The following is a 25,466-nucleotide window of genomic DNA, read 5'->3' as shown; positions in this document are numbered from 1 at the left end:
ATCTTGAAGTATTTTATAATCGGCAACGGCTGCATTCGGCGTTGGGGTATCAAACACCAGCCGAATATACCGTTTTAAAAAAAGCAGCCTAACTTAACTAACTGTCCATTTTTTTATTGCAATACCACAGAGCCTTCGCAAGGGTTAAGGAATTCAAGTTTAGGTTTTAGCTGCCACGCCGTGCTTTTTAGCGGCTTCCAGAATATCCTGCTCGGAGATAGCGATGCGATCTGGATTCTGCACCATTTTGTGCAGCATATTGCTATCGGGCAGATTGCCTATGGCTGCCAATACATCATTCACATAGACGATGGGATAAATGTTCTCACCAAAAAATTGATATGCCAGCGATCCTAACTGATCCAATTGGATGTCGCTCTCCATTTTATCCACCACTTCAGTTTCGATGTCTTCATCATCTTTAAACCAGCCTCTTAGGGCGGTTCGAATCATCTCCGACGGATACGTCTGGCAGCAGGATTTCAGGCCGCCGTTTAAAATGACTTTGATTTTCATGTTGACTCCTCGATTAAAATTTCTATCATCAATTGACTTGGATCTGTAATCTCTCTTACTTTTTCACGGAATGAGTTCTGTTGATTCATTATATTTTAAAGCAAACTTAGTCAAATCTATCTTCCCACGGCCACATCCTGGCCTCGGGACTGTTGGGATAAGACTCCCGAATCTCTGTCATTGCTTCTCGAAATTCCTGGCTATCGTAGCCCTTTAAATACTGCGCCATTCCCCGCCAGAACAGCAGCGCAGCGGCTCGGGGATTGCTGGCAAATTTCTCCAGGCCATCGGTCAGAATCGCAATGGCGTCGTCATATTTCGCGCGGGGAATATGATAGGCAGCCAAACCCATTCGCATCACGATCCGAAAATCTTCGGGTGGCAAATAGCCCGGCAGCGAATAGAGCAGCTTGCCGCGAAAGTCCAGAAAGTAAAACGATGGCGTCCACACCGCCGAATAACTGGATCGGATGCGATGGTCTTTCAAAATATCCAGCCGCAGCGGAACGAACCAATCATACAACTCGGCGCTCACTTCTTGGTCAGGATACGTTACCGCATACATCTTGCGGCAGCCAGCACATTGCAGCCGATGAAATTGCAGCAAAATAGGCCGACGGCTTTGCTTCGACTGCTGACAGGCGGCTTCAAAGTTAAAAAACCATTTTGTCCAATCAACTTCGAGCATTATCCTCCCAGCTAATTTTAACATTCAAACCGTTGAAATATTGCTTCGCAGCCCAGTCATTGCGAGGCGTTTTTTGCCGAAGCAATCTCCAGTAGTGCAAGAATTCCAGAGATTGCTTAGCTTCGCTCGCAATGACCGCAGCCGCCACGTCATTGCGAGGAGCACAGCGACTAAGCAATCTCACACAGCATCGACAATAAACTTCTGAACCGCCTCTCTTGCTTTTCTCAGCTCCTCGACCGAATAATCCATCGTGGTAAAGGGGCCCATTTTTTCGATTCCGACATCAGCTTCTAAATTCAAATAAACAGCATAAGGGATTTCCAATTGTTCGGCGATCTTTCGGGCGCATTCATTTTTGCAGCCATCGAGGACGATCAGTCGCGGCACTTGTTTAATCAAAGCAATTTGTTTCGGGATCCGATTGGCCAGCGCTGGCAGCGAGAAAATACCGATGCCATCAAATTCTTTGATCATGCCATAAGCAACAATTCCGGTCAAAGTGCCGCTATTGGAGCTGCCGCTGTTGCAGACTAATAGTCCGATTTTGGGTAAAGTTTGTTCCATTGTCTCACTCTTTGCTTTTTTTCAATGCCATCAGAAAGGCTCCAAACGCTGGCATTCCCGCTACCGGGATAACAGCTATTGCCGTTTCATAAATTTCCTGTTCCGTAGCGCCAGCCTTCAATGCGCCCGTCAGATGCATGGCGGTCGCATCAACATCATGCATGCTGGCGGTGATCGCCGCGTGCATGAGCAGCTTATGCTTACGAGAAATAGCACCATCCCCCAGGGCGATTTCATGCAATGTCAAAAAAGCATCGGTCAGTGCTTTATCGCGATCCCTTAAAAAGGCAACGGGTTCTAAAATTTTACCAAATTCTTTTTTGAATGAATCCAAGCGGTCTTCAAGGGTTCGATTTTTGTCATTCATCTTTCGTTCCTCATGTTTGCAGAAGAGTTGGAGTCCACCTTGGTTATCAAATGCTTAACTATTGCTGGATAATAAGGCGGACTTTAACTTAATGCGATTTCATCCAACTGGTTTGTTGAGAAAATCTTCTTTGATTCTAATTTTTTTGATTGCCGCTGGAATAAATTTATTGCTTTTCAGGGCGTATTTATCAAACCGCCAGACAATGATGTATGACAGGGCATATCCGAAAAAGCCCAACGCGATCTGTCTTGCCAACGGATTGAAAAAATGAACCCAACTGGCAGCAGCAATGCCAAGGAATAACCCAATCAGCGGGACGCCAAACAGGACGAAAATCCCCAGCAAAAATTTTTTCGGCGCCATCTCCACATGGACAAAATCGCCTGGTTTCGCTCCGACTGGGTTGTCGATCCAGGTTTCAAAAATGGATTTATTTTTGATCTCGTCTTCAGCGTGGCAATGAGCGCACATCGAAAGACGGGGGGCGCGAATCAGCGCTTTGCCGTCCTTCACTTCAATGATTCGGATTGGATCATCGGTAATTGGCATATTCTAGCATTTGTGAATTAATACGAGTATTATGACTTAGTTCTAGCGATGAAAAACACCACCATGTCATTGCGAGGCATTTTTTGCCGAAGCAATCTCTCTTGCAGCCACCAATCAAGAGATTGCTTCGCTCCGCTCGCAATGACAAAAGTTACTTCGTCATCGCGAGGCGCTTTTTGCCGAAGCAATCTCCCCTGGTGCTAAGAGCCAAAGAATTGCACTCTAACGAGTATCTCCGACTTTGCTCCACTTACTAATGACAGCAAAAAATGCTATTCTTTTTTTGGGTTTGCTTTCTTAAAACACAAACCAGAAGCTCTTGCTACATCAATAATCCCTTGACAATGACATCCACTGCTTCCTGTTCCGTCAGCCCACGTGCCATCAATGTTTCCACCTGTTTTTTATCAACGCTGCCGATGGCAGCTTCGTGGGTCAGCTTGGCCGTGTCATCCACCACCTTCAGCCGCGGCACCGCCGAAGCAACGGCTTGTTTTCCCTGCACAATTTCCATACAATCGATATGCCCGCGGGAATGGGGTCCCTTGCCGATCACCTCTCCCAGCACCTCGGCTGAAGCCTGGTCGACAAGAACAATACGACTTTTTGCCAGACCGCGGGACTCCGTGCCATTCAGGTAAATTGATTCTTTAATTCTGATATCATCGGTGCGCTTGCCATATACTTTGGCATACATTTCCGTCACGGCCCGATCCTGCAAATAGGCATCGTAATCCAGCACGATCTTGCCCGCCGCTCCTTTGATCAATTTAAAGGTACTGATGTAGCGACCATAGGGTGCAACATCGATTTTCATCCTGGGCAGCACCTCCACACCGCCCTGGGTGCCATGATAATGAGTTTCGCTGTATTCCATGGTAGCATTTTTACCGACGGTAACTGTTCCCTCCATAATATGCTGAACCTTCACCGCGTTGGGGAACGAACAGTGCGCCAAAAAATGGGCGCTGGCGTTCTCCTCGATCACAAAGTCCGCCACAATTCGCTGCACGCCTTCCGCTGGAATGACACCGAAGCAGAGATGCACTGGATGTTTAAGCTGATGGTTTTTCTTGACGGTGATTTTCGCCTTCACACCATCGGCAATTTGCTCACCTTCGATGATCAATCCGGGTATCTCATTTTTGCCAAGCAATTGATGCCCGCTGACCAGCATTAGTCCATAATTGGAATTTTTTAAATCCTGCACCTCTCCACCGCTGGCAGCGTAAGCTTCAGCCAGCAGCTCGAACTCATTGGCGAAGTCAGGCATCCTGGATCACCTCCTCCGCGGGCTGGTTTATATGCGGGCACTCCCGGCAATGGTTTCGGAAGAAACGGGTGACTTCTTCGGGATTGCCGGTCTTTAAAATTTTGCCAGCGCACAGCGACGAAGCTCGATCGGCCATGGCCGCCACTTCCTCGTGATGCGTAATCAACAGCACCGATGATCCTTTGGCGACCAGCGTGCGGATGACTCCTTTAATGTAATCGATAGACAACGCATCAATGCCGGAATCGGGTTCATCCAGAATTGCCAGCCGGGGCTGCATCATCAAAACGGCTGCCAGCTCGATGCGCTTGCGCTCACCGCCGCTTAAAGTGGTGTCAACTTCCCGATGGAGATATTTATCTGGATTCAGCCCCACGCTCTCCAGGCTCTGGGCGGGCGTTAAATTTCTACCATTTCCCCGGCTGCCGATTTCTAGATAATCCTTCACTTTGAGTCCCTCAAATCGGACCGGTTCCTGCCAAGCCAGGGTGATCCCCAATTTCGCCCGATCAGTGACAGAAAGCTGGTTGATATTTTCCCCCTGCCACAACATCTGTCCGCTGTTGATTTGATAATCCGGCAATCCCATGATGGTGTATGCCAGCGTGCTTTTGCCCGTGCCATTCTGCCCCAGAATGCTGTGAATTTCACGGGGAAACACCGTCAGACTAAGCTGATCTAAAATGTTTTTCCCGTTTTTGGTAATCGTTATATCTGATAGCTTCAACATAGTTTTTCCTGTCTATAGTTGTTTACCCTTTCAAAGGCTCGGCGCCTTTGAAAGGGGGGGCTGCATTTATGATTAATTTCGCATAATTGTATATTGATAATCAAAAAATAACTGCCAGCAAAAAAATATTAAATATTCCTTTGACTGTCAGCTCTGTTCACATTATCGGTTACGCGAGCATCCGACTTGCAAGTCAACTGAAGATAGAATTTCACCAAAACTCGCGTCCTAAACAACTATGCGATGATGCAATTGAATTCTATGCTTCAAGATTTCATTCGCATTATCCAAGAGATCAATCACGCGTTGATCAGCAAGTGTAAAAAAAACGCTCACGCCTTCTTTCCAGCAGCGGATTAAGCCGGCATTTTTCAGCACCGAGATATGGCGCGAGAAATTGGATTGCTCGATACCCAATTCTGGCGCTAAATTGCAGGCGCAGCGCTTCCGCTCTCGCAGCGCGTTTAAAATTCTAATCCGCGCGGGATGGGAGAGCGCTTTAAAAATTTCGACTTGCAGTTCATGAATCGATTCAGCCATTTCAAAATCTCATTAATGCAATTATGATTTATTTTGCATAACTGCATAAATATAGCAATTCAATCTTCAATAGTCAAGTGGTTTTTTGACAATCACTGAAATAATTTTCTCTTTTAATGAATAGAAATCCTGAAAAGGGTACGTTGTATAGATCAATGAGGGCGCTTGGAAATCAATTTTCATCGAAGTCATGGCGCTCTAATCGGCCGACGGGCTGGCGGATTATAATGAATAATAGTGCAAATAAAATTCAACATCAATCATTAGAAAAAATTGCCTCAAAGGCTCAGAGATCACAGAGGTAATTTTGATTATATTTTGAAGCAAACGTATGATTCGGAGATTTTATCATAGCTCTGATTCACAACAATATTAAAAAGTTCATTCGAAAATTCCGTTGATCATTGCTCTGTGCGCTCTGTGACTCGGTGGCTATAAAATTGCAATAACTCCAGGCTGTCATTAATGATTGAAAAGGTTGTTACTTGTTCTCCTCATTCAGTAAATCTTCGAGCAACCGTCTTGCTTTTACCCGATCCTTGATCTGACAATTCTCAATCATCTGGTAAGGATTGACGACCTGGCCATTCACAATAATCCCTGGCGAAGAACGGATATCGAATTGTTGCGCTAATTGTTGTGCCTCTGGATCTTCTTCAAGCAATTTCACGATATGCGGCATTTTTTCCGCCTGCAAGAATTTGATGATCAAATCGCTGCGGCGACACTGGCGGGTGCGCAATATGATGATCGTTTTATTTCCCATCTTTAAATTAGATGTAGTCCATCCGCCACCTGGCGGATGGATTACATCTTATGCATCCTTCCCTTTCAAAAACTCACATATTTCATTAATCTTTGCTTCGGTCACTGGCGTCTGTCCTTTGACGATGCCAAAATCGGTCGTATTGATGTGCTCAAATTGCTGGATACCTTTCTCCATCAAAATCTTTTCCGCACAATTGATCGGACAGCCATCCAGCACCACAATTCTGACGCCATCGCCCAACTCTGCTTTGCTTTCTTCAGCAAAGGCAGGATCGACTGCAAAGCGGGCCAGGCACAGCATTTTGGCGTTGCCATTCTGCATCATTTTTCGAGCCACCTTATCAGAGTAAGCACCTGTATTCGAAGCACCTGAACAGGCCAGAATAAACATTTTGCTATTTTGCATCAATTAACCTCCAACGTTAACCATACCATCAAGTTGTCAATACGACCATACCATGCATCGTCGTTTCATCCTTTGAAATCACTATACTAAAATTTTCAGACTTGGAAGGCTCATCAAAAAATTCCCCCAAACACCATCCCCGTCACCGTCGCCATCACGATTACCAACGTAACATAAACCAATGTCTTCTGCGTGCCGATGACACTGCGGATCACCAACATATTGGGCAGGCTCAAGGCGGGGCCAGCTAAAAGCAATGCCAACGCAGGGCCTTTGCCCATGCCGCTGCCGAGCAAGCCCTGCAGAATGGGAACTTCGGTCAGCGTGGCAAAATACATTAAGGCGCCTGAGACCGAGGCGAACAGATTGGCCCATAACGAATTGCCGCCGACGAGCAGTTTGATCCAGTTGGACGGAATGATGCCCGCATCGGTATTGGGACGGCCCATCAAAAATCCTGCCACCAAAACTCCAGCGAACAGCAGTGGCAGAATCTGCCAGGCGAAAAACCAGGTCTGGCTAACCCATTGGCTCAATTCATCTTTTTGAAACCAGCGCCATAGCTGCCAGCCCAAAACGGCTAGCAATACGATAGTGAGATACCATTTGATCTGAAAAACGAAATTCCAGAATCCCACGGGCTGGGCAGGTTTGCCCCAGGCGGCGAAGATGAGGATCAGCACTAAGGTCAAAAAGTACAGCGCATTTTTCCATAGGGGACGCCCAGCTTCTTCCAGCCCCTGGCCAAAATTGACCGCCTTTTCGTTGCGGGCCTTCTCCTCCTTGCGATAGATAAACGCCATGAGCAGTCCGATGATTACCGAAAAGGCGATGGCGCCTACAGCTCGAGCGATGCCCAGCTCGGGCCCCAGCACTCGGGCGGTCAAGATTATGGCCAGCACATTGATGGCAGGACCCGAGTAGAGAAATGCCGTGGCGGGCCCAATGCCTGCGCCCCGCTTGTAGATTCCTGCAAACAGCGGCAATACCGTGCAGGAACAAACCGCCAGAATCGTGCCTGAAACCGATGCCACGCTGTACGAGAGGATTTTCTTCGCCTGGGCACCAAAATATTTCATCACAGCGGCTTGATTCACAAACACCGCAATCGCCCCAGCGATGAAGAACGCTGGCACCAGGCAGAACAGTACATGCTCACGGGCATAGTCCTGCAACATAAAAAAGGCTTCCAGGATCGCTTTTTGAATATTGGATTTGCCAAACGGAATAAAATAAGCGGCCAGGAAAGTTGTTATCACAATGGCTAATTTGGTTCGATCTTTCATATTTTCTCCTTAGTTCTTCAGATATATTCCATCCGCCAACTGGCGGATGGAATATATCTGGACGGACGGTCATTCCGAACGGATCTGTCCGCCGACTGGCGGAGAGGAATCTGTACAAGCCATTGGTTCCGCATAATCTGAAGATTCCTCACTTCGCTGCGCTCCGTTCGGAATGACAGCAAAAACAGTAGTGTTTTCATCCACTTTAACGAGTGCATCTTTCATTTAAAAATCAAATAAACTCCCCCCAGGATCACCAACATGCCGCAGATGCGACGGACAATGATCGCTCCTTTGGTCTTCTCGGTCCAGTTCAAATATTGCTGGACTTTTTCGGTCAACGTACCTGCCAATACAATGACTGAGCAATGGCCCACGCCAAAGGCGGTTAATAGGGCGATGGCAAACAGCAATTGGGTGGCGGCAACCTGAAATGCCACGCCGAGCATGGGTGCCATGTAAGCAAATGTGCAGGGGCCCAAGCCAATTCCAAAAATCAAGCCCAATACAAATGCCGCTGCCAATCCTTTTTGCTTCACATTGGTTCCAGTGGCACCGCTCCACGGTGCGGGAATGATGTCCAGCAGGTACAAGCCCACCAGGAAAAAGACGCCAGCCACCAGGTAATTTCCAACACTGCCGACATCGCCCATCAGCCTACCCAGCGAAGCCGTGATGATGCCGATGGCGGCAATCGTGACCAAAATTCCCGTGGCAAACAAGACTGAAAGCCAGAACGCCCGCTTGACTGAGCCTCGACCCTGCTTATCGATAAAGCCAATGATCAGTGGGATGCTGGACAGGTGACAGGGGCTGAGCAGGATGCTCAGAATGCCCCAAAGAAAAGCGCCGAATATGGCGATATTTGGCTGTCCCTGAATTGCATGGGTCAACCAGGTAAATAACTTTGTCAGCATCCCATCACCTAACTTTTTTCGCTTCTGATTTATTTTTTGGCTTCAATCCTTTCTCCATGAGTAGCTTGTCAATTTCCTCTTTGGGGAAATAACCTTCATGGCGAAAGAACTCGTTGCCTGATTCATCCAAGAAGACTTGGGTAGGGATAACCCGAATGCGATATTGTCGGGCGGGCGCTGGATCTTTCCAGACATCGTAAAAGACAATTTTGATCTGATCGCCGAAATCTTCTTCAATTGCTTTCATCACAGGCTGCATCATACGACAGGGGATACAATTGACTGATCCCAGCTCGATAAAAGTAACTTTGGACGTGTTTGTTATTCTGGAGTCTGATTTCGTCGAATCTATTTCCACCGACTTATTCTGAACCGATTTCTTATTTTGTTTCAAAGAATCAGTTTTCGTCTGGGCATCGTTCTTGCCACATGCGAAGGCAAGCAAAATCCACAGCCCCACCAGGAACATCGGATAAAATTTTTTCATTTTCAAATTTCCTTTCGCTTTCACAGCGATTCTTGAATAAAGGCTTTGATCTGATCAATTGTTGGAATCCTACCTGCCGATTTCACCACTTCATTGATTACTAGACCAGGCGTTCGGGCAATCCCATAGTCCAATATTTTATCAATTTCTCTAACTTTCACAAATTCGGCATTCACATTTAGCTCTTGCGTCGCTTTTTTTGCCAGTTCTTCCAATTTGATGCAATTGGGACAACCGATTCCTAAAATTTTAATCACCATAATTGAATCTCCTTCACATTATGTTTATTATTGAATGATCGTTATACGTTTGATGTTACTACTGAGAGCATTAAGTAGTTTACATAGCATAGTCATTTCGATCCGCCAATCGGCGGAGAGAAATCTGTAAATTCAACAGTCACTTCAAAGCCAGACTCCTCACTGCGTTCGAAAGGACAATTCAAATGCAAACTACAATGTGCTCCCCGTAATAAATTCCAAATACCAAAAATCAAACCACAACTAAATTCCAAATCTCAAATTCGAATGATTTAAACTTCGCCCATCAGGATTTGGAATTTGAAAAATTGGGCATTGCGATTTATTTGGAATTTGGGATTTGACGTTTTGAATTTTTTTATTGCCATCTCATGACTTTTTCAGGGACACACCACCACTTCCTTTGCCCAGAGACAATCGCTGCACGGTGTTTCGCTCAGAAAACAGTCGTGGTCGCCATTGATGCGGTTGAGGCACATCTCGGCGCCCCGACAGGTGAAGCAATCGGGAAAATCGTAGTAGCGGAATTTGTCCCGCAGCGAGCGATAGCGATCCGAATTCCAGATGTGCGCCATATCTTCCTGAAAGACGTTGCCCAAGCTGAAGCGCTGCACCTTTTTCTCGGCGCCCAGAATGACCGCCGTATGCGAGCGAGACGCCATGAGACAGGGGCTGACATCGCCCTCCACCGAAACAAACGCCGCTCCCTCGGCGATGAATCTGCAGCGGGTCGGCTGGCGAAAGTCCATTTGGGCAATTTTCACTGTTGACGAGTGATACTTGTTCCGAAAAATAAATCCGCCAGGTTGATTGAGCAGCGATTGCTCCACCATGGCAGAATTATAGGGCAATAGGTTGCTCATCAGAATTTGCCTGGCGCCGACCTGCTCTGCCAGGTTCAAGATGCTGCGCATCTGGCGAATGTTGTCTCTGGTGATGACCGTTTCCAGCCCAATTTGCGGATGCGAACGGTTGCTGTCTTTTTTCTGCTGAGCCAGGTTTTTCAAATTTTCGATGATGGCCTGAAAATTCGAGCCTGTGCGAATTTTCTGATGCGCCATGTAATCGCCGCCATCGATGGAGACGTAGAGCCAATCCAATTGGGCAGCGATCAATCGCTCGGCGATTTCGGCAGATAGCAATTGCCCATTGGTCACCAGCGTCAGATGAAATCCTGCTGACTTCAATTGCTCGATAATGTCAATCGCCTGGGGATGGCACAGGGTTTCGCCATAGCCCAATAGCACGATCTCCCGACAGGTGCGGCTCTGCTGGAGTTGGTGAATCAACTCGCTCACCTTCGCCAGCGTCATGTCCTGATCCCTGGGCACGGCGCCCGTCTTGCGCAGGCAGGTGGTGCAGTTGAAATTGCAGCGGGTGGTCACCTCCAGATAAATTTTGGTGAGGTGCGGTTCCACTGGCTGCACCTCGAAGCTGCTGGACGGACGACTTTTGCGATCGCTATTTTGGCTGTAATAAATGATCTCCAGATAATGTTCCAGCGAATCCAGCGTCATTGCGGCAGTAAGCAAATCTTCAGCAAAGACCAGCACGCCGTAATTTTCGATCAAAAATACTCCCCGAGCCCGATTGCGAGCCTGCAACTGCTGCAGCACTTCTTCGGTATAGTGAATCTGAAAGCCAATGGTCTTGATCTGGCCGATGCGGCGCTGCAGGTCGGGCAGCAGCGATAATGGCAATGAGTCCTGCGCCAGGCCGAGCACGGAGCCAAATTTGGGATGCGCCTGGATCACCGCTCCGATATCGGGATTCTGGCGGAACAGCTCAACCAGAAATTCGACGGCCAGGCCAGGCACGACGTCATTTTGATATTTTCCATCGAGCGATAGTCGTGCCAGATCATTGGCAGACAACAATCCCAGCGGCAGTTGCATCGGCGAAGCCAGAATTTCCTGATCACTGATCCGCCAGGCCAATGCCCCATCCACGCCACTGACCAGTCCCCGCTGAAACAGCATCCTGCTGATCTGGGCGAACTGTTCTTCCCTGGATGCAGCGCCATCGTTAGGCAAGAATGCTCTGCCCAACTGCTTTGTATTTTGTTCTAACGCCACGCCAGGATCACAACACGAACGGGCGTCATCAGGATAGTTTTTCTTCGTTCTTTTACTCAACAATCAGTTTGCCTCAATTCGAATTTTTTGACAGGATGAACAGGATCAACAGGATAATAAAAATCCTGATCAACGTGTCGAATTATAAAGATCCCCTTTCAAAGGTTTCGAACCTTTGAAAGGGTCTAAAATCCGTTGGTTTCATCTATCCGTTGGGCAACCGAATTTATCTTTTTTATCCCAACTGATCGAGGTTTTCAACATTATGAACGGTTAATTTTAATCTCAATATCTTTGGGCAGTGCCAACCCTGCTGCCACCTGCATGGCTTTGAAAATCCCCGCTGGCACCACGCAGCCAGCGCAGCCGCCTTTGAGCTGTTCCGCTGCAGCGCTCAAAATCTGGCTCACCATCAGTTCCTGATAGCCGTCCAGCGGATTTTTTCCTTCGATCGTTTTTGCCAGTTGTTTGATCTTGTCGCAATCCGAATCGATTTTCAACGTCACCATCTGCTCATCCTCGCTGGTCGAACGCACCTGGGTGTTAAAACCACATATTCCTGCTTGAATGGTCACTTCGGCTGTCATAAAAATTTCTTTCTTGTTTGATGATTCAATTTTTCAAAAAATCCTTTCAACGGTTTAGAACTGGAAGGATTGCTTTCATACTTAAAATCCGTTGGCTTCATCTATCCGTTGGGCAACCGAATTTATCATTTTTATCCCAACTGATAGATGAATCCAGCGGATGTCGGAGTCTAATCTAACGATACAATTTAGAGAACCCTTTCAAAGGTTTTCAACCTTTGAAAGGGTTAAAAATCCGTGGCTGTTTTACCATCCGTGGGAAAAACGGCGAACAAATCCACCTCAGCCATTGCACAGACTTTTACCTTGCCGCCCCACTGAGCTTTTGATACAGCGGCACCAGCGCCGCCTCAAATAGTTCGCTGATTTTGGCTTCGTGATCCTTCATTGGATATACTGGTATTAAATCCATGACTTGTTGAGGCGACAAATCGGATTGATACATCAGCGCCACTGCACCTGTTAACATGGCGGCCATGCCCGACTTCAGCTCTGCATCATTCAAGCCAAATGATTTTCCCAGCGCTTCCAATTTGGCCCATTGCGGCCAGAAATAAGTTGGTCCCATGGCCGTGACGATGGCATAGGCTTCTAATTTTTGCTCCGCCACCTCGGGCGACTGGCCCCAGTTGCTGAACATATTCATCAACCACGATTTTTCATCCGCCGTAACCCCGCTCCCGAAGACCACAGGATTGTAGCCGTGATGAATGATCGACGGGGCATTGGGGATCATTCTGACGATGCGATTGAAACCGCCCAACAATGCTGATAATTTTTCGATTTTAAAAACAGGTGCCAATGAGATCAACATCGCCTGCGGCTTGAGGCCCACCTTAATCGCTTCGATGACATCTTTGATCACGGGCGGATGAACAGCGAGAAAGACTACATCTTCCTGCGCCGCCAGTTTATTATCATTGACCGCTTGAATCCGCTCGGTTGCAATCGCCTGGATTTTGGCACGAGCCGCTTCATTGGGATCGCTGACTATGATCTTTTCTGGCAAAGCATTTTTATCAGATAATGCTTTTAGTAAAAAGTAGGTGACCCGCCCGCCTCCGATAAAACCGAAAGTTGATTCATGATTCATAACCAATCCTTTCCTTAGGCCAAATCGGCAAATTAGCCGCAAGTTCACTTTGAATATTCAACAGGATGAACAGGATGTTTATGATCAAAAAATTGTTGGCAACTGGCGCCGAATCGGTTTTTAATCAAAATGAATCATCGCTTCCCAAGAGCGAGTTGCCCCTTTTAAAAAAAATGATCATCCAGTGAATCCTGTTGACCCTGTCAAAACAGATTTATGAATTCATTCGCTATAATTTCTGCACCGATTAAGAACAACACCACCCCAAACATCCGTTTCAAGGTTTTGCTTTTCATTTTAGCTGCCATGAAGCGAGAGCCGAGCTGCGCACCGATTATAGCAGCGAAAACGCTGGGAATATATAACCCCCAATCGATACGAGCCAGGCTGGCATGGGTCAAAAATCCGCTAAGTGAAGAAAAGGTACAAATAAACGATGAGGTGGCGGCTGCATTTTTCGGCGCAAAACCTAACACCAATAACGTGGGCACAACAAACGAACCGCCCCCATGTCCGATCAAGCCAATGATAAAGCCAATCACGCTGCCCGCAGCCATTCCAATAATGATCTTTTGCCGCCGATTGAGTGGATGCCCTGTTTGCTGCCAATTGAAAAAGGTCTGAATCGCTACTGTGATTAAGATCAGGCCAATAATGAGGATGATCCATCTCGTCGGCAATCGCTGAGTAAAACTCGCCCCGACCACAGGGAACAATGCCGAACTTATGAGCAACGGCAGCCCAGCGACAATGTCCACCAATTGCTTGCGCAGATAGATGACACTGGCAGATAACTGCGTGACAAAATTGAGCAGCAGCGCCAACGGGATGGCTTCGGTTTTCAGGTTCAGCCCCAGCCAATAAAATATCGGCACATACAATTGAGCGCCGCCCAGGCCGAGCATCGACAGAAAGAACGAAATCCCGAAAATAATCTGTGCGATGACCAGCGTAATGTGTTCTCCTCTGAAATCTTATTCAAAATTACAAGGTCCAGGCTCCAAAATCCAACTAAATCTCAAATCTCGATGTCTAAAATTCCAACCAGAGTTAGTGGCCCAAAGCCGATTTTGGTTTAATCAAGGCTTGCAATTTGTGATTTGATAATTGAATATTAATCGTCATTTGGCAATTTGGTATTTGGGATTTTCCCTGGCTATCTCAGCTTTTCCTCTAACAATTTCTTCAACTGGCTCTTGGGCAGCGAGCGGCCATTCAGCACAATCTCATCGTTGATCACCAGCGACGGCGTGCGAGCCATGCCATACTCGGCGATTTTATTCACATCTCTCACATGATCCACATCCGCAGCGATGTTCAATTCAGCCAGAATTGCCCGCACATCTTTTTCCATGTTTTCGCAGGCCGCACAACCTGGCCCCAGAATCCTGATCGTGGGAAAGGCCAATTTTTCTTTGACTGGCTCCACGGGCAATCCTGCAAATTTCTTGTACTCCCGCAGAATGGCGTTAGCATAGTCCTCAGCCCTGGAATCGGGCACATAGTTCTGAACACGAACCTGCTGCAGCAATTGATCTCTCAGCGTTGCGTCATCAGATAAATTTTTCTGCTTGATGCTTTCGAAGATCTCGGATAGCCCGATCAGTCCGATCCGATGGCCAGCGATGGTGACCATGGTAATTTCTTCGCTCATAATATTCGCCCTTTCTGGAATTAAGGCGTCAGCATGGAATTAAGGCATGGAATTAAGGCGTTAGCCTTTTATAAAAGCCTTACGGCTTAACTCCATCCTAACTTTACGGCTAAACTCCTATCAGTACAACTCCGATTTTCAAGCCATGAAGTCATTCCGAACCGCCAGTTGGCGGTGAGGAATCTGTTGTTGGCGGATCCTCGCAATGACCCGTTTTGGTTAGATTTGTGTGAATAAAAGCCTTACGGCATCCCAATTTCCAATTTAAAAATCAGACCAACCTCAGTTTCATTGTTCAAATGAATGATGTTTTGGTGATTGAAATTTAGGAATTGTTTATTATTTGGAATTTGATATTTGGTGCTTGAATTTTCCGTGATATTTCCCAAAAAGAATTACTTCCCTCTTGCCCTCAACTTCAACATCCACACTGGACATTCATCATAAATGCAATTCAGACCCAACTCCTGGCATCTTTTCACAGCGTTTTCGGACCAGCAGTTAGGCGGCATCCAGACGGTCTCGATGCCCAGCGCTTTCACCGAGTCGATGACCTGCTCGGTATTGGCAGGTGCCAGGGCGGTGAGCACCACATCGGGCAGCGTTTTCAGCTCCATCAGCGATGGGTAACAGGTCACTCCATCGATCTCGGGATATTTCGGATTGATGGGAAAAACTTGATAACCATTGATCCGCAAAATCTCAAACACCTCATAGCCATAGCGCTCTTTGTTCGGCGTAGCGCCAATAACTGCGAATGATTTTTTGGTGTTCAGAATTTCTTCGGCGGTCATGTTTGGTCCTTTCGGTTAAGTAAGATGTAGTCCACTTCAAAAGTGGACTACATCTAACAAACATCTTATCTTCCAAGTTGTAGCCCACTTCCAAAGTGGACTACAACTTTCCTACTAAATAACACCAACGGTACAAACTCCATCCTCCCGCAAATCTAACCGTTGGTGCAACGATTCTATATCCTCGGGGTATTGATCGGCTAATTGCTTTTTCAATAGTTTGAACAACTCCTCAAGAAAGACCGAATGTTCCCGATTGAGCTGATTGTAGACCCAGGTACCTTTTCGGCCTGAGCGAATCAAACCAGCCGTGCGCAGAATATGCAGGTGCTTGGAAACGGTGTACTGCGGCAGATGAAGCGCATCCATCAGCTCGCAAACGCAAATCTGCTCATTGCTTTGCAGAAATAAATTTAGAATTCGAATTCGGGTCACGTCCCCCAACGCTCTGAAAATCATTGCGTGATCCATGATTTCACCTTATATGTCTATATGCCAAAATTGGCATGAAATATAAATAAAACTGATATGAATGTCAAGGGAAATTTTTATTAAAAATTTTCTTTGAGAAAGGATCAACAGGATTAGGCAAGGATTTGATTGATCAGGTAGGAATGTTTTTTTAAAGCGACTATTTCTTTTAAAACTAAGGTCGCTTTGGAAAAATCAATCGCCTGTTCTCTGGCAGCGATAGTGTCGAAGCCATACTGCTCTTTGAGAATTTCCCTATTGTCGTTCATCATAAATATCGATGTCAAAATCTCTTGATCAGCGGTTCTATACTCGGTAAGGGAACTATTCGTACTTGTCATTTTATCGCTAGATATGTCTCATTTTTCGATGTTTCAATTGATTTTGTAACAATGCGCCCGAGTCGCTCTTTGCAAAACATACCTGATCTAGCATTACCAATCAATTTTGTTAGCAGCATCCAGGCCCAGGATTCGGTCCACAGCCGCCAGCCATCTGGAACGCTTTATTCGGGCTGCCAGCATTGCTTTTGACAAAATTAATGCTGTTAAAAAGTTGTACGGCATTCGAACTGCCACACTTGGGACATACTAATTTCAAACCTTCATTTTTCTGACTGACGCTGGCGAATATGTCAAACTTTTCGCCACAATCGATACAACCAAATTCATACGTTGGCATCTTGTTCACCTCCTATATTTCAACATGGTTTAATTTAGTCTGTATTGCAGCAACGGCATCTTCAAGGCTGGCGGGTACGCCCATTGATACGACCTCATCCCCGACAAAGATAATCGGCAGCACGCCCCAGCCGAATGAGCGTAACAGCCCAAGAATCTCGCGATGATCCCGCATCGCTTTGCCGTCTTTGACATCGAACGTCTCGACTTTAACATTTAGCTTTTGCTCCAGTCCTGCTTTGAAGGCATTGATTTCCTCCTCTGTTTGGCCTATCGGTCCGCAGCACGACGAGCCCACGCCGCAGGGAAATTCCTGGAGCATGGTGAAGATTTTGACTACATGGTTATCAGACATCTTTTTTGCCTCCTACAATAATTAATTTTTCTTACATCAACGTTTCATGGCTCTGACATGATATAGCCACCGAGACACAGAGCACACAGAGTTTTTATATGATAATGGATTTTTTCTTTTAGCTAATTCATTCTTATAAATTTTTTTTCGCTTCACTTCTTCTCTCCGTGCCCTCTGAGCCTCTGTGACAAAAAAAATATTAAAACAAATTAAACACATACCCGGCGATCACGCAGCCGATAAAACTTAAACCTATATAAAGAGCGAGCAGCCTTGCTTTGAATACGCCGCTCAACATCATGATCGAAGGTAAGCTAAGGCCTGGCCCGCCCAGCAGATAGGAAAGCGTGGCGCCGCCGCCCATGCCCTTACTCATCAGCGCCAGTGCGGTGGGCACTTCCACATAGGTGCAGACGTAGGCAAGGACGGCAACCGCCGAGGCGACCAAAACCGAATTCAGACTGGCGCCGCCTACCAAATTCACCACCACCTTGGTCGGAATCAGCACTTTGATCGCGCCGGCAATGATCACGGCCAGCACCAGATAGTAATTGAGTTGCAAAAACAAATCCCAGGCACTTTTTATGAGTTGAGTCAGCTTCTGGCCAAAACTCCGTGTCGTATCTCCGGTGGGAAGCACGAAACAGGCGCCAGTGAGATCCGTGGAAGCACCTGAAGCCTGGGGGATGAACCACAATCCATCTTTGCTGCGATCCACAATTCCGGCCTCTGCCAGCAGCATAAGCTGTTCATCCCCGCCGGGATTGGCAGACACCAGCGCCTCGGTGGGTAAGCCCTTCGGATTTTTGACCAGAGCCATCCCCACTTTGTAGGCAAACTGCTGTAATTGCGGCGATAAGCGCGGCGCTAATGAAATTTTCACAAACCTTCTTAAAAATCGTTCCTTCTTCTGCCAATAAGTCACCGTTAATCCGACGGCCATGGCGATGAAATATGTCCCTAAAACTCGCCCAAAGGCTAACGGCCATCCCAGCACGGCGCCGGTCATGAAGAACGCTGCCACATTCAGCATGGGCGCACCGATGAGAAAGGCGAGCGTAGGACCCAATGGAACGCCCGACTCGACCATTCCCGCCAGCACCGGCACGATGCCACAGGAGCAGATCGGAATGACCGCTCCGGCCGTGGTCGCCAAAAAATTCGGCACCACGCCGCCGTACCCCATTTTCTGCTTGATCTTTTCCCACGGGATAAACACCACTAGAAATGCGGCGATGAGCATACCCACCACCCAATATTGAAATAGCTCCACCAGCACTGCCGCTCCTTTGATGAAAATGAACCAGAGGACCTGAAGTATATTCCAACTGAGCGGCGTGTCAATATCCGCTATTCTGGCATCCTCACCCGTGATCCCTTTTGGCTGTAAAAGACCGTATTTAAAAAGTGAACCTAATGAAAGATCGTTGATCTGCACATAGAGCAGTCCACTGGCATAAAGCACCACCACGATCAATAAATATAGCCATTCTTTTCGGACTGGTTTTCTAAACATGAATAATCCTCCTGATCTCAGCTTTTCCAATGTAAACCAATCATTTTCAGAACTGTGATTTTCAATTATTGAGTCCCCTCTAAAAAGGCTTTAACCGCGAATTTCGCTAATTTAAGCTAATTGATTTTAATGAAGTTCAAATTAGTGAAATTAGAAAAATTCGCTTAATTAGTTTTTAGAGCGCATTCATTAATCTTCTTCGCATTTTAGGCCTACGCTAAATACCAGGCCATAATTAGTCAGGAGGTGCTTTCGGGTCACAACATTTCAGACATCTTTTGCACACACGCTGTTGTGAAAAATTTATCATTTTATCTATTCTGTTCATTTGTTGACCAGTCTTCTGTTAACTTAACATATATTGGTTTATTCGGTTATCTTAATCCTTTTCAAGCGCCTTAGATACATCCTCACTTTTAAAAGGCAACATTCAGCAACATCCTGGTGGCCTTTGCCATTGCTCTCAGGTCGGACATTCTAATAACGAGGCATCTCTTTATTAATGATGTCCCCTCTGCTACCGTACAGGTCATTGAATCGGAACTTGTAATCAGGCTTGGGTGTAATCGTTAAAAGTTGCTCTGCCGGAGTGGTGAGCATCTTCCGGCTTAGTTCATTGGCCATTGCTTCATACTGATCAATTTCAGCCGCTGAGACTACTTTTCCTTCAGCTCTCCGTTGCCGGATTCTGGCTTCAAGACTTGCCTGCATCTCAGGAAAGACCCCGGGCTTTAAATGTACTTCATAGGCTTCACCGGTAGAAATCCGCTGAATAATGAATCCATCATCCACAGTGGCATCGATGCGGAGAGTTTGAAAATTAATCCGCGCTCCGGTCATCATGGAGACCGCATCAACCCAGCAAGGACCATTTTTAGAAACTGCTCTGAGGTCGGTTCTGTCCACTACTCCATCTGGAAAAAGCTTTTCAAGTACCGCTTTTATCTCCACAAAGGCGATTACCAGTCCATCACACAAGTGGCCATGAAAAAGCACCAGATCTCTTAGACTGATTCTTTTCGTCTTGAGAGTATAGCGACCGAGTGCACTTTCTGTATCTCGAACAACAATTGGCGTATTATATGGTGCGCTGGCTGCCCATTCAGGATAAAACCAATCAATGGTATCAGCGTTTTTTTCCTGTGGCATCAACGTTGCAATATTAGTGCATAAAAACCAAATAATGAGCAGCCCAAAAGCCATTAGAGTCGGATGTTTTGCTCCCTGTTTCATATTATTACTCTTTTATGAATTCCTGTATGAATCACTTTCTCCTATCCCAATTTTGTTTTTTTCATTTCAGCATAGTATAAATCTTGTACATTGTGGTAATGACGATCAGGATTGCAAAATATTGCTTGATCCTTTTACTTGGCACAAATCGACTGGTAATTCTCGCTCCCATAAACGAGCCTATCGCACCGAGGATCAGCAGTGCTATGGTCAGGCTTATGTCAAACTGAGCCGTGCTAAGATGGGGGATGAGGGCCGAAAACGACGGCGGAGTGACCGCAAAAGCATTAATGCCGGCGGCCTTTTTTGCTTCAAAGCCCAAAATGATTAGTGTCGGGAGAAGTAAAAATCCCGGTCCCACGCCCAGAAGACCACTCAAAATAGCAATGGGTATAGTCAGGATAAGGGCTAATTTAAAGTTCTCCTCGCAAGGCCTTTCCTTTACCGGACGAAACAACCGATAGGCAAGATATGCTACTGCGGCAAAATAGATATACCAGATATAAATCTGAGGGATAAAGTGTGCCAAATAAGCACCGAAGGGGGCGGTCACCGTTGCCACAATCGCCAAAATGATCGCCTTCTGCCAGTCGACATAGCCGCTCTTTGCAAAACCAAAGGTTGAAAAAAGAGCGGTTAAGCCGTTTAACAGCAAGCTTAGCGGTTGCACCTGATTCACCAGGTCTGGAAGAAACAGACCCAGGAAGGGAACAGCCGCAAAGGCTACTCCTAAGCCAAGCATTCCGGAAATAATTGCCAGAATGAATAGGCCGATGCTGATAATCAGATGTTGATTCACTTTATTCCCTCGTTACATGTTTTGCAGTTAAACTACTCCTTCCGATCCTTTGAAAACGGAATTTCGCCGTTAAGGAATGAAATGGGTATAATGTTTACACTTATTTTGTTCTTGTGAACGCTTACGAACAGTTTGCTTCTCTTATTAATTTTTTCCCTTGTAATAAACCATCCCATTCTTCAGCAGCAATTGCGCCGATGACGCATTTACCGTTTTGGCGTAAACATAATCGTGTCTGTAAATACTGCCAATCGCTTTGAAACGGCGGATCTATCAAAAAGTCCCGCAAAAATTTAAATAGCTGATCATTCACGGGATTTCCCTCATTCAGGGAATAGTAAGCCCACTTTCCATGTTTCTCGTGCTTAATAAGACCCATATATTTTAACAAGCTCAGATGTTTGGAAATCTGATATTGTGGTACGTTTAAAGCATCGGTTAATTCACAGACACATAGCGGTTCTTTTGACACCAGGAACAGGTTCAATAACCTTAGCCTTGTTTCATCGGATAGCGCTTTGAATAGTTCGCTTTTACGCCCTGTCATCACTTTACCTTTTATATGCTCACATGTCCAATTGGGCATATAATGTAACAAAAAAAAATTAAAAGTCAAGGACTTTTTTTTAAAACTTTTGTAAGATATCAAATGTGAGCTGGCATTAGCAACCTCTCAAAGGATTAATATCATTGAAAAAAGTAAACATTACCTTTTTAACAAGATTAACGGATACGTAAAAGCTTTAATAAGAGTCAACTCAAACTTCTAAATCCCCCACTAACTGGCAGCGGACTCCCCGTCGTTCCCCCTTGAAGCGACCGCAGGAAGTATCCGCCCGGGTAAGGAGCAGGAGGAATGTTAAAAGTGGATGATAATAAGTAATAATTTTTGTACTATTTTTTAATTCAGTTAACTTTGAATATAAATTCTTTATTTGTTAATTCAGATTTAGCGTAAGGCCGGCACTAACAGTACTGACTGTCTGGCATAGCGCGCCACATGACAACTGACACTGCCAAGAAAAATTTCCTTAATGAAACCACGTCCCTGACTGCCCATGACAATTAATGAATAATTATTTTCCTGTGATTCTTTTAAGATCTCACTTTTGCTATGACCGTAAGGGATTTTAATCCTGACATCTTTGGCACCCTTTTCGATCAATTTGCTTTTGAGCATTTCCAGCCGTTCGGTGTCAATTCGATTAAACTCCTCCAGCTTATGTTCCAGATGTTTGCTGATGTGGGCCTGGTCCTGGACGTGAAGCAGGGTTACCTTTTTACAGCCTGCCGCTACAATCTGCTCGAGGTATTCAAACGCCCGATAAGCGGTATCCGAAAAATCCGTGTTATAAAGCACATTACCGCGAAAGTCAGCGCATGAAGCTTCGCAACAGACTTCGCCCCTATCTTCAGTTACTTGCGTTCGAACCAATAACAAGGGTCTGCTGTGGCTGTGTAATACTTCGGATGCCACGCCGCCAAATTTAAAGAGTAAATGACTGGCCAGGCTTTCCCCATGGGTTCCGATCACAATTAACGAAACTTTCTTTTCATCGGCTATTCTATTGATTTCCTCCGACGGAATTCCCGGCGCAATTTCGACAATGGTCTGCAATCCCTGTTGTTCAAGTATTTTTTTCTGAGCGACCAATTTGGGCTCGGCTTTTTTTATCAGGGAATATTTGAGATCTTCCAGATGCCGAAGCCCAAGAGCATGACAAAGAAAAATGGTTTCGGCGCCAAGCAAGCGGAATCCATTGGCGCATTTTAAAATGGCATCAGACGCTGGCGACAGATCTGTCGCAATCATGATCGTTTTAAACATGACGAATCCTCCTTCTGTTAGTTCTTATCAACAGTTTGCTTTTAAAAAGCTTTGGTCGTCCGCCAATTAGCAAACCGATCTCGGCGAATTGATTCAATCCACCAACTGGCAGCTTCGCCAAACTCAAAATTCTCTGCAGCAGCGGTTTCAAGCGTGCATACCTTCATTATGTTATTTCAATTGGTGCTGCCATTTCTTTGGCAAAATATCGCCTCCTAAAATAGAGTGCCACATTGACCAGACCAATCAGCACCGGCACTTCCACCAACGGGCCGATCACCGTGGCAAAAGCTGCCGATGAATTAATCCCAAATACCGCGATGGCGACTGCAATCGCCAGCTCAAAATCATTGCTGCCAGCAGTAAAGGATACAGTGGTGGTTTTGGCATAATCGGTTCCGATTTTCCTGACCAGAAAAAAAGTAATAAAAAACATGAACGCAAAATAAATAGAATAAGGAATGGCAACTCGTAATACATCCAGTGGTAGTTCGATGATTTTTTCGCCCTTGAGCGAAAACATTACCAATATGGTGAACAGCAGGGCAATGGGTGTTAACAACGAGATCCTCGGAATAAATTGTTTAAAGTACCAGTCGCTGCCTTTCAGGGTTCGCAAAATCGTGCTGGAGAGCAACCCGCCTAAAAAGGGAATGCCCAGATAGATCAACACGGTGATAGCAATTTCTGTAATCGAGACATCAACTATGGCACCACTCAGACCGAACAACGGCGGTAAGATGGTGATAAAGATATAGGCATAGACTGAATAAAGGAATACCTGAAAAATAGCGTTGAAGGCTACCAACCCCGCCGCCAGCTCGGAGTCGCCTTTGGCCAGGTCATTCCAGACCAATACCATGGCAATACAGCGCGCCAGCCCTACTAAAATTACCCCCACCATCATCTCTGGTTTATCCGGCAGCAGCAAAATCGCCAGAAAGAACATTACCAATGGGCCGATAATCCAATTTTGCACTAAAGAGATGGCTAACAGTTTCAGGTTTTTGAAAACTTTAGGCAATTCCTCGTAACGTACCTTTGCCAGCGGCGGATACATCATTAAAATCAAACCGATGGCGATGGGGATATTGGTGGTTCCCGATTTAAATCGATCCCAAAATCCAGCGATTGATGGCACGGCATAGCCAGCCACTACTCCGATAAACATGGTAATAAATATCCATAAAGTCAAATAGCGATCGAAAAACGATAATTTTTTAGCTACACCTTCGCTCATTTCTTACCTCATGCGTTTAGTTCTTGAATGAATTGTTTTAACGTCGATTTAATTTTATCCCTCACCTGACGAAACACATCCAATACTTCCTCTTCAGAACCGACTGCTTGGGCTGGATCCTCAAAGCTCCAATGAATCCGCTCCGCCTGGCCTGGAAAATAGGGACAATGTTCCCTGGCATTATCACAAACCGTGATGATATAATCAAACTTTTGCCCGATGAATTGCACCACATCTTTGGAGGTATGGCTCGAAATATCCACGCCATCCTCCTGCATCACCTGAATAGCCTTCGGATTGACCACGCTCGGCTCCAATCCTGCGCTGGTCACTTCAAATCGGTCACCCGCCAGATGCCGCAAATAACCCTCGGCCATCTGCGAGCGGCACGAGTTGCCAGTGCACAACACGAGTATTTTTTGCTTCATCCAATTTGCCTTTCGATGGTTCGTCAAATGTCGAAATGTTGGTTGGGTAATTAGGTAATTGGGTAACTGGTGCTCGAACGAAAACTACAGTTTTTGTCATTCCGAACGAAGTGAGGAATCTGGGTAAGGCACTAATTTATTGGAATATTCAGATTCCTCGACTGCGCTCGGAAGGACAATTTTTATTGATTTTCGTTCAGGCGCTAATTAAGTTATTCATTGCCAAAACGCTTTACGTAAATAGCCGCACTGCAGCAGTATTGGAGTGATGGAGTATACATTTCACTACTCCAATAGTCCAATACTTCACAACTCCACTACTCCAACACTCCATTGCTCCAATCCTACGTTTTGCACAATTGCACCCGATCAGTCGATTTCAATTTTTCCAGATCCGCTTTCACCTGCTCGTCATCGGCCAGCCAATAGGTGATGAGCGGCAGGAAGGCGGTGACGAAAATATTTTTGGGATCAGTGGCCAGATGATAATCCACCCACTTGCCATCCTTTTTGTCGTAAATAATTTCCGCCTCTTTTAAAACGCTCAGATGCTTGGAAACCGTGGATGTTGCCAGCTCGAGCACCGACGTAATCTCGCATACGCACAGCGATCGGTGTTGCAGCATCTTCACGATGCGCAGCCGATTCCAATCGCCCAATGCTTTGAAAATTTTGACCAGCTTGTCCATTGCCTCAGACCCTCGATTTTCATTTCGCTAAATATAGAAATGATATTGGAAAAAGTCAAGTGCTTTTTTGAGGAGTGCTTTCTTTAGAGTGCAATCCTTTTATGAGTTGCACCAGGAGTGCAATCCCTTTATGGATTGCACCTTGCGGCAACTTGCAGCATATAAACAGCGTGTCCACAAACTTGCTAATTTGACAATTTGTAGTCATTGCGAGGCGTTTTTTGCCGAAGCAATCTTCAGGAGAAGCCGCTATTAACATAAAGATTGCTTCGTCGCTGCGCTCCTCGCAATGACAGTTAATCTCTAAATTCTTATAAGTTCATAGACAGACTGTAAAGGCGCTGCACTCCTGGCTGCTGAAAAATTTTTTATTTCCAAATTTTGAGTTGATTATTCGTATTTTTTTTGTTAGATTAAAAGCAATCGATCTTACGCCATTTGTTTTGGAAGTTTTTCAACAAATGGCTTACATCATTATTTACAGGGATACCTGATTTCAAAAGAGCTGAGTAGTTCCAGCAAAGGACGCCAAAGTGGATTAAAGCGCTTGGGGAGTAGAAAGTTAAACCTTATTGACCTTAGTAGCCGATGAAAACCAAGCCGACCCGAAACCTTATTAGCTTATTTTGGCATTGCAATAAAAAAATGGACAGTTAGTTAAGTTAGG

The 25,466-nt window shown here is 45.8% G+C and carries 33 protein-coding genes; all 33 read right to left on the bottom strand.

The annotated features are described in order from the left end of the window. Positions 1–159 precede the first annotated feature (159 nt). The gene (locus ONB37_19250) at positions 160–516 is read right to left on the bottom strand and encodes a hypothetical protein (GenBank protein ID MDZ7402299.1); all 357 of its coding nucleotides are present in this window, start codon (positions 514–516) and stop codon (positions 160–162) included. 106 nt (positions 517–622) lie between these two features. Continuing rightward, a complete protein-coding gene (locus tag ONB37_19245) occupies positions 623–1,204 on the bottom strand; it encodes a thioredoxin family protein (protein MDZ7402298.1) in 582 nt (193 codons plus the stop codon). 180 nt (positions 1,205–1,384) lie between these two features. Further along, entirely contained in the window at positions 1,385–1,771 is a 387-nt protein-coding gene (locus ONB37_19240; GenBank protein ID MDZ7402297.1) for a putative zinc-binding protein, read from the bottom strand. 4 nt (positions 1,772–1,775) lie between these two features. Then, on the bottom strand, positions 1,776–2,138 hold the full coding sequence (locus tag ONB37_19235; protein ID MDZ7402296.1) for a carboxymuconolactone decarboxylase family protein: 363 nt from the start codon (positions 2,136–2,138) through the stop codon (positions 1,776–1,778). A gap of 99 nt (positions 2,139–2,237) precedes the next feature. Continuing rightward, positions 2,238–2,690 (bottom strand): SoxR reducing system RseC family protein, encoded by a 453-nt coding sequence (locus ONB37_19230; protein ID MDZ7402295.1) that lies wholly within the window; start codon positions 2,688–2,690, stop codon positions 2,238–2,240. Positions 2,691–3,012: 322 nt separating this feature from the next. Further along, positions 3,013–3,963, bottom strand: coding sequence for a SufD family Fe-S cluster assembly protein (locus tag ONB37_19225; GenBank protein MDZ7402294.1), 951 nt, complete (start codon positions 3,961–3,963; stop codon positions 3,013–3,015). After that, positions 3,956–4,693: an ABC transporter ATP-binding protein gene (locus ONB37_19220; protein ID MDZ7402293.1), complete on the bottom strand. Its 738-nt coding sequence runs from the start codon at positions 4,691–4,693 to the stop codon at positions 3,956–3,958. The genes ONB37_19225 and ONB37_19220 overlap by 8 nt, the downstream gene beginning before the upstream one ends. Before the next feature lie 228 nt (positions 4,694–4,921). Then, positions 4,922–5,233 carry a metalloregulator ArsR/SmtB family transcription factor gene (locus ONB37_19215; protein MDZ7402292.1) on the bottom strand — a complete coding sequence of 104 codons (312 nt, stop codon included), beginning with the start codon at positions 5,231–5,233 and terminating at the stop codon, positions 4,922–4,924. 481 nt (positions 5,234–5,714) lie between these two features. Further along, the gene (locus tag ONB37_19210; protein MDZ7402291.1) at positions 5,715–5,999 is read right to left on the bottom strand and encodes a hypothetical protein; all 285 of its coding nucleotides are present in this window, start codon (positions 5,997–5,999) and stop codon (positions 5,715–5,717) included. 48 nt (positions 6,000–6,047) lie between these two features. Then, positions 6,048–6,407, bottom strand: a complete 360-nt coding sequence (locus ONB37_19205) for a putative zinc-binding protein (protein MDZ7402290.1) — start codon at positions 6,405–6,407, stop codon at positions 6,048–6,050. Positions 6,408–6,520: 113 nt separating this feature from the next. Further along, positions 6,521–7,693 (bottom strand): permease, encoded by a 1,173-nt coding sequence (locus tag ONB37_19200; GenBank protein MDZ7402289.1) that lies wholly within the window; start codon positions 7,691–7,693, stop codon positions 6,521–6,523. A gap of 69 nt (positions 7,694–7,762) precedes the next feature. Next, complete coding sequence (locus ONB37_19195) at positions 7,763–7,918, bottom strand: hypothetical protein (protein MDZ7402288.1); 156 nt, start codon at positions 7,916–7,918, stop codon at positions 7,763–7,765. After that, positions 7,915–8,610, bottom strand: coding sequence for a cytochrome c biogenesis protein CcdA (locus ONB37_19190; GenBank protein ID MDZ7402287.1), 696 nt, complete (start codon positions 8,608–8,610; stop codon positions 7,915–7,917). Before ONB37_19190 ends, ONB37_19195 begins: the two co-directional genes overlap by 4 nt. Before the next feature lie 4 nt (positions 8,611–8,614). Continuing rightward, entirely contained in the window at positions 8,615–9,097 is a 483-nt protein-coding gene (locus ONB37_19185; GenBank protein MDZ7402286.1) for a thioredoxin family protein, read from the bottom strand. Between the two features lie 20 nt (positions 9,098–9,117). Continuing rightward, a complete protein-coding gene (locus tag ONB37_19180; protein MDZ7402285.1) occupies positions 9,118–9,357 on the bottom strand; it encodes a thioredoxin family protein in 240 nt (79 codons plus the stop codon). A 380-nt stretch (positions 9,358–9,737) separates the two neighbouring features. Next, positions 9,738–11,492, bottom strand: coding sequence for a radical SAM protein (locus tag ONB37_19175; GenBank protein MDZ7402284.1), 1,755 nt, complete (start codon positions 11,490–11,492; stop codon positions 9,738–9,740). A gap of 203 nt (positions 11,493–11,695) precedes the next feature. After that, entirely contained in the window at positions 11,696–12,019 is a 324-nt protein-coding gene (locus ONB37_19170; GenBank protein ID MDZ7402283.1) for a hypothetical protein, read from the bottom strand. 301 nt (positions 12,020–12,320) lie between these two features. Then, positions 12,321–13,112, bottom strand: coding sequence for an NAD(P)-binding domain-containing protein (locus ONB37_19165; protein MDZ7402282.1), 792 nt, complete (start codon positions 13,110–13,112; stop codon positions 12,321–12,323). 203 nt (positions 13,113–13,315) lie between these two features. Continuing rightward, on the bottom strand, positions 13,316–14,035 hold the full coding sequence (locus tag ONB37_19160) for a sulfite exporter TauE/SafE family protein (protein ID MDZ7402281.1): 720 nt from the start codon (positions 14,033–14,035) through the stop codon (positions 13,316–13,318). 233 nt (positions 14,036–14,268) lie between these two features. Continuing rightward, entirely contained in the window at positions 14,269–14,766 is a 498-nt protein-coding gene (locus tag ONB37_19155; protein MDZ7402280.1) for a thioredoxin family protein, read from the bottom strand. A 395-nt stretch (positions 14,767–15,161) separates the two neighbouring features. Continuing rightward, positions 15,162–15,560: a CoA-binding protein gene (locus tag ONB37_19150; protein ID MDZ7402279.1), complete on the bottom strand. Its 399-nt coding sequence runs from the start codon at positions 15,558–15,560 to the stop codon at positions 15,162–15,164. Positions 15,561–15,674: 114 nt separating this feature from the next. Then, the gene (locus ONB37_19145) at positions 15,675–16,031 is read right to left on the bottom strand and encodes a metalloregulator ArsR/SmtB family transcription factor (protein MDZ7402278.1); all 357 of its coding nucleotides are present in this window, start codon (positions 16,029–16,031) and stop codon (positions 15,675–15,677) included. 113 nt (positions 16,032–16,144) lie between these two features. Then, positions 16,145–16,372: a hypothetical protein gene (locus tag ONB37_19140; protein ID MDZ7402277.1), complete on the bottom strand. Its 228-nt coding sequence runs from the start codon at positions 16,370–16,372 to the stop codon at positions 16,145–16,147. A 109-nt stretch (positions 16,373–16,481) separates the two neighbouring features. Next, positions 16,482–16,712 carry a zinc ribbon domain-containing protein gene (locus ONB37_19135; protein MDZ7402276.1) on the bottom strand — a complete coding sequence of 77 codons (231 nt, stop codon included), beginning with the start codon at positions 16,710–16,712 and terminating at the stop codon, positions 16,482–16,484. A 12-nt stretch (positions 16,713–16,724) separates the two neighbouring features. Then, on the bottom strand, positions 16,725–17,066 hold the full coding sequence (locus tag ONB37_19130) for a hypothetical protein (GenBank protein MDZ7402275.1): 342 nt from the start codon (positions 17,064–17,066) through the stop codon (positions 16,725–16,727). 199 nt (positions 17,067–17,265) lie between these two features. Beyond that, positions 17,266–18,582 carry a permease gene (locus tag ONB37_19125; GenBank protein MDZ7402274.1) on the bottom strand — a complete coding sequence of 439 codons (1,317 nt, stop codon included), beginning with the start codon at positions 18,580–18,582 and terminating at the stop codon, positions 17,266–17,268. A gap of 477 nt (positions 18,583–19,059) precedes the next feature. Beyond that, the gene (locus ONB37_19120; GenBank protein MDZ7402273.1) at positions 19,060–19,815 is read right to left on the bottom strand and encodes a formylmethanofuran dehydrogenase subunit E family protein; all 756 of its coding nucleotides are present in this window, start codon (positions 19,813–19,815) and stop codon (positions 19,060–19,062) included. Positions 19,816–19,876: 61 nt separating this feature from the next. Further along, on the bottom strand, positions 19,877–20,614 hold the full coding sequence (locus ONB37_19115) for a sulfite exporter TauE/SafE family protein (GenBank protein MDZ7402272.1): 738 nt from the start codon (positions 20,612–20,614) through the stop codon (positions 19,877–19,879). 121 nt (positions 20,615–20,735) lie between these two features. Next, positions 20,736–21,161 (bottom strand): metalloregulator ArsR/SmtB family transcription factor, encoded by a 426-nt coding sequence (locus ONB37_19110; protein MDZ7402271.1) that lies wholly within the window; start codon positions 21,159–21,161, stop codon positions 20,736–20,738. A gap of 402 nt (positions 21,162–21,563) precedes the next feature. Further along, positions 21,564–22,442, bottom strand: coding sequence for a universal stress protein (locus tag ONB37_19105; GenBank protein ID MDZ7402270.1), 879 nt, complete (start codon positions 22,440–22,442; stop codon positions 21,564–21,566). A gap of 166 nt (positions 22,443–22,608) precedes the next feature. After that, on the bottom strand, positions 22,609–23,682 hold the full coding sequence (gene arsB / locus ONB37_19100; protein MDZ7402269.1) for an ACR3 family arsenite efflux transporter: 1,074 nt from the start codon (positions 23,680–23,682) through the stop codon (positions 22,609–22,611). 8 nt (positions 23,683–23,690) lie between these two features. Further along, the gene (locus ONB37_19095) at positions 23,691–24,110 is read right to left on the bottom strand and encodes an arsenate reductase ArsC (protein ID MDZ7402268.1); all 420 of its coding nucleotides are present in this window, start codon (positions 24,108–24,110) and stop codon (positions 23,691–23,693) included. Positions 24,111–24,454: 344 nt separating this feature from the next. Then, a complete protein-coding gene (locus ONB37_19090; GenBank protein ID MDZ7402267.1) occupies positions 24,455–24,799 on the bottom strand; it encodes a metalloregulator ArsR/SmtB family transcription factor in 345 nt (114 codons plus the stop codon). Between the last annotated feature and the right edge of the window lie 667 nt (positions 24,800–25,466).

The organism is candidate division KSB1 bacterium (assembly GCA_034506395.1).
Taxonomy (GTDB): domain Bacteria; phylum Zhuqueibacterota; class Zhuqueibacteria; order Thermofontimicrobiales; family Thermofontimicrobiaceae; genus Thermofontimicrobium.
Note: the sequence above shows the minus strand (reverse complement) of the source record. Positions and strands in the feature narration are given on the sequence as shown.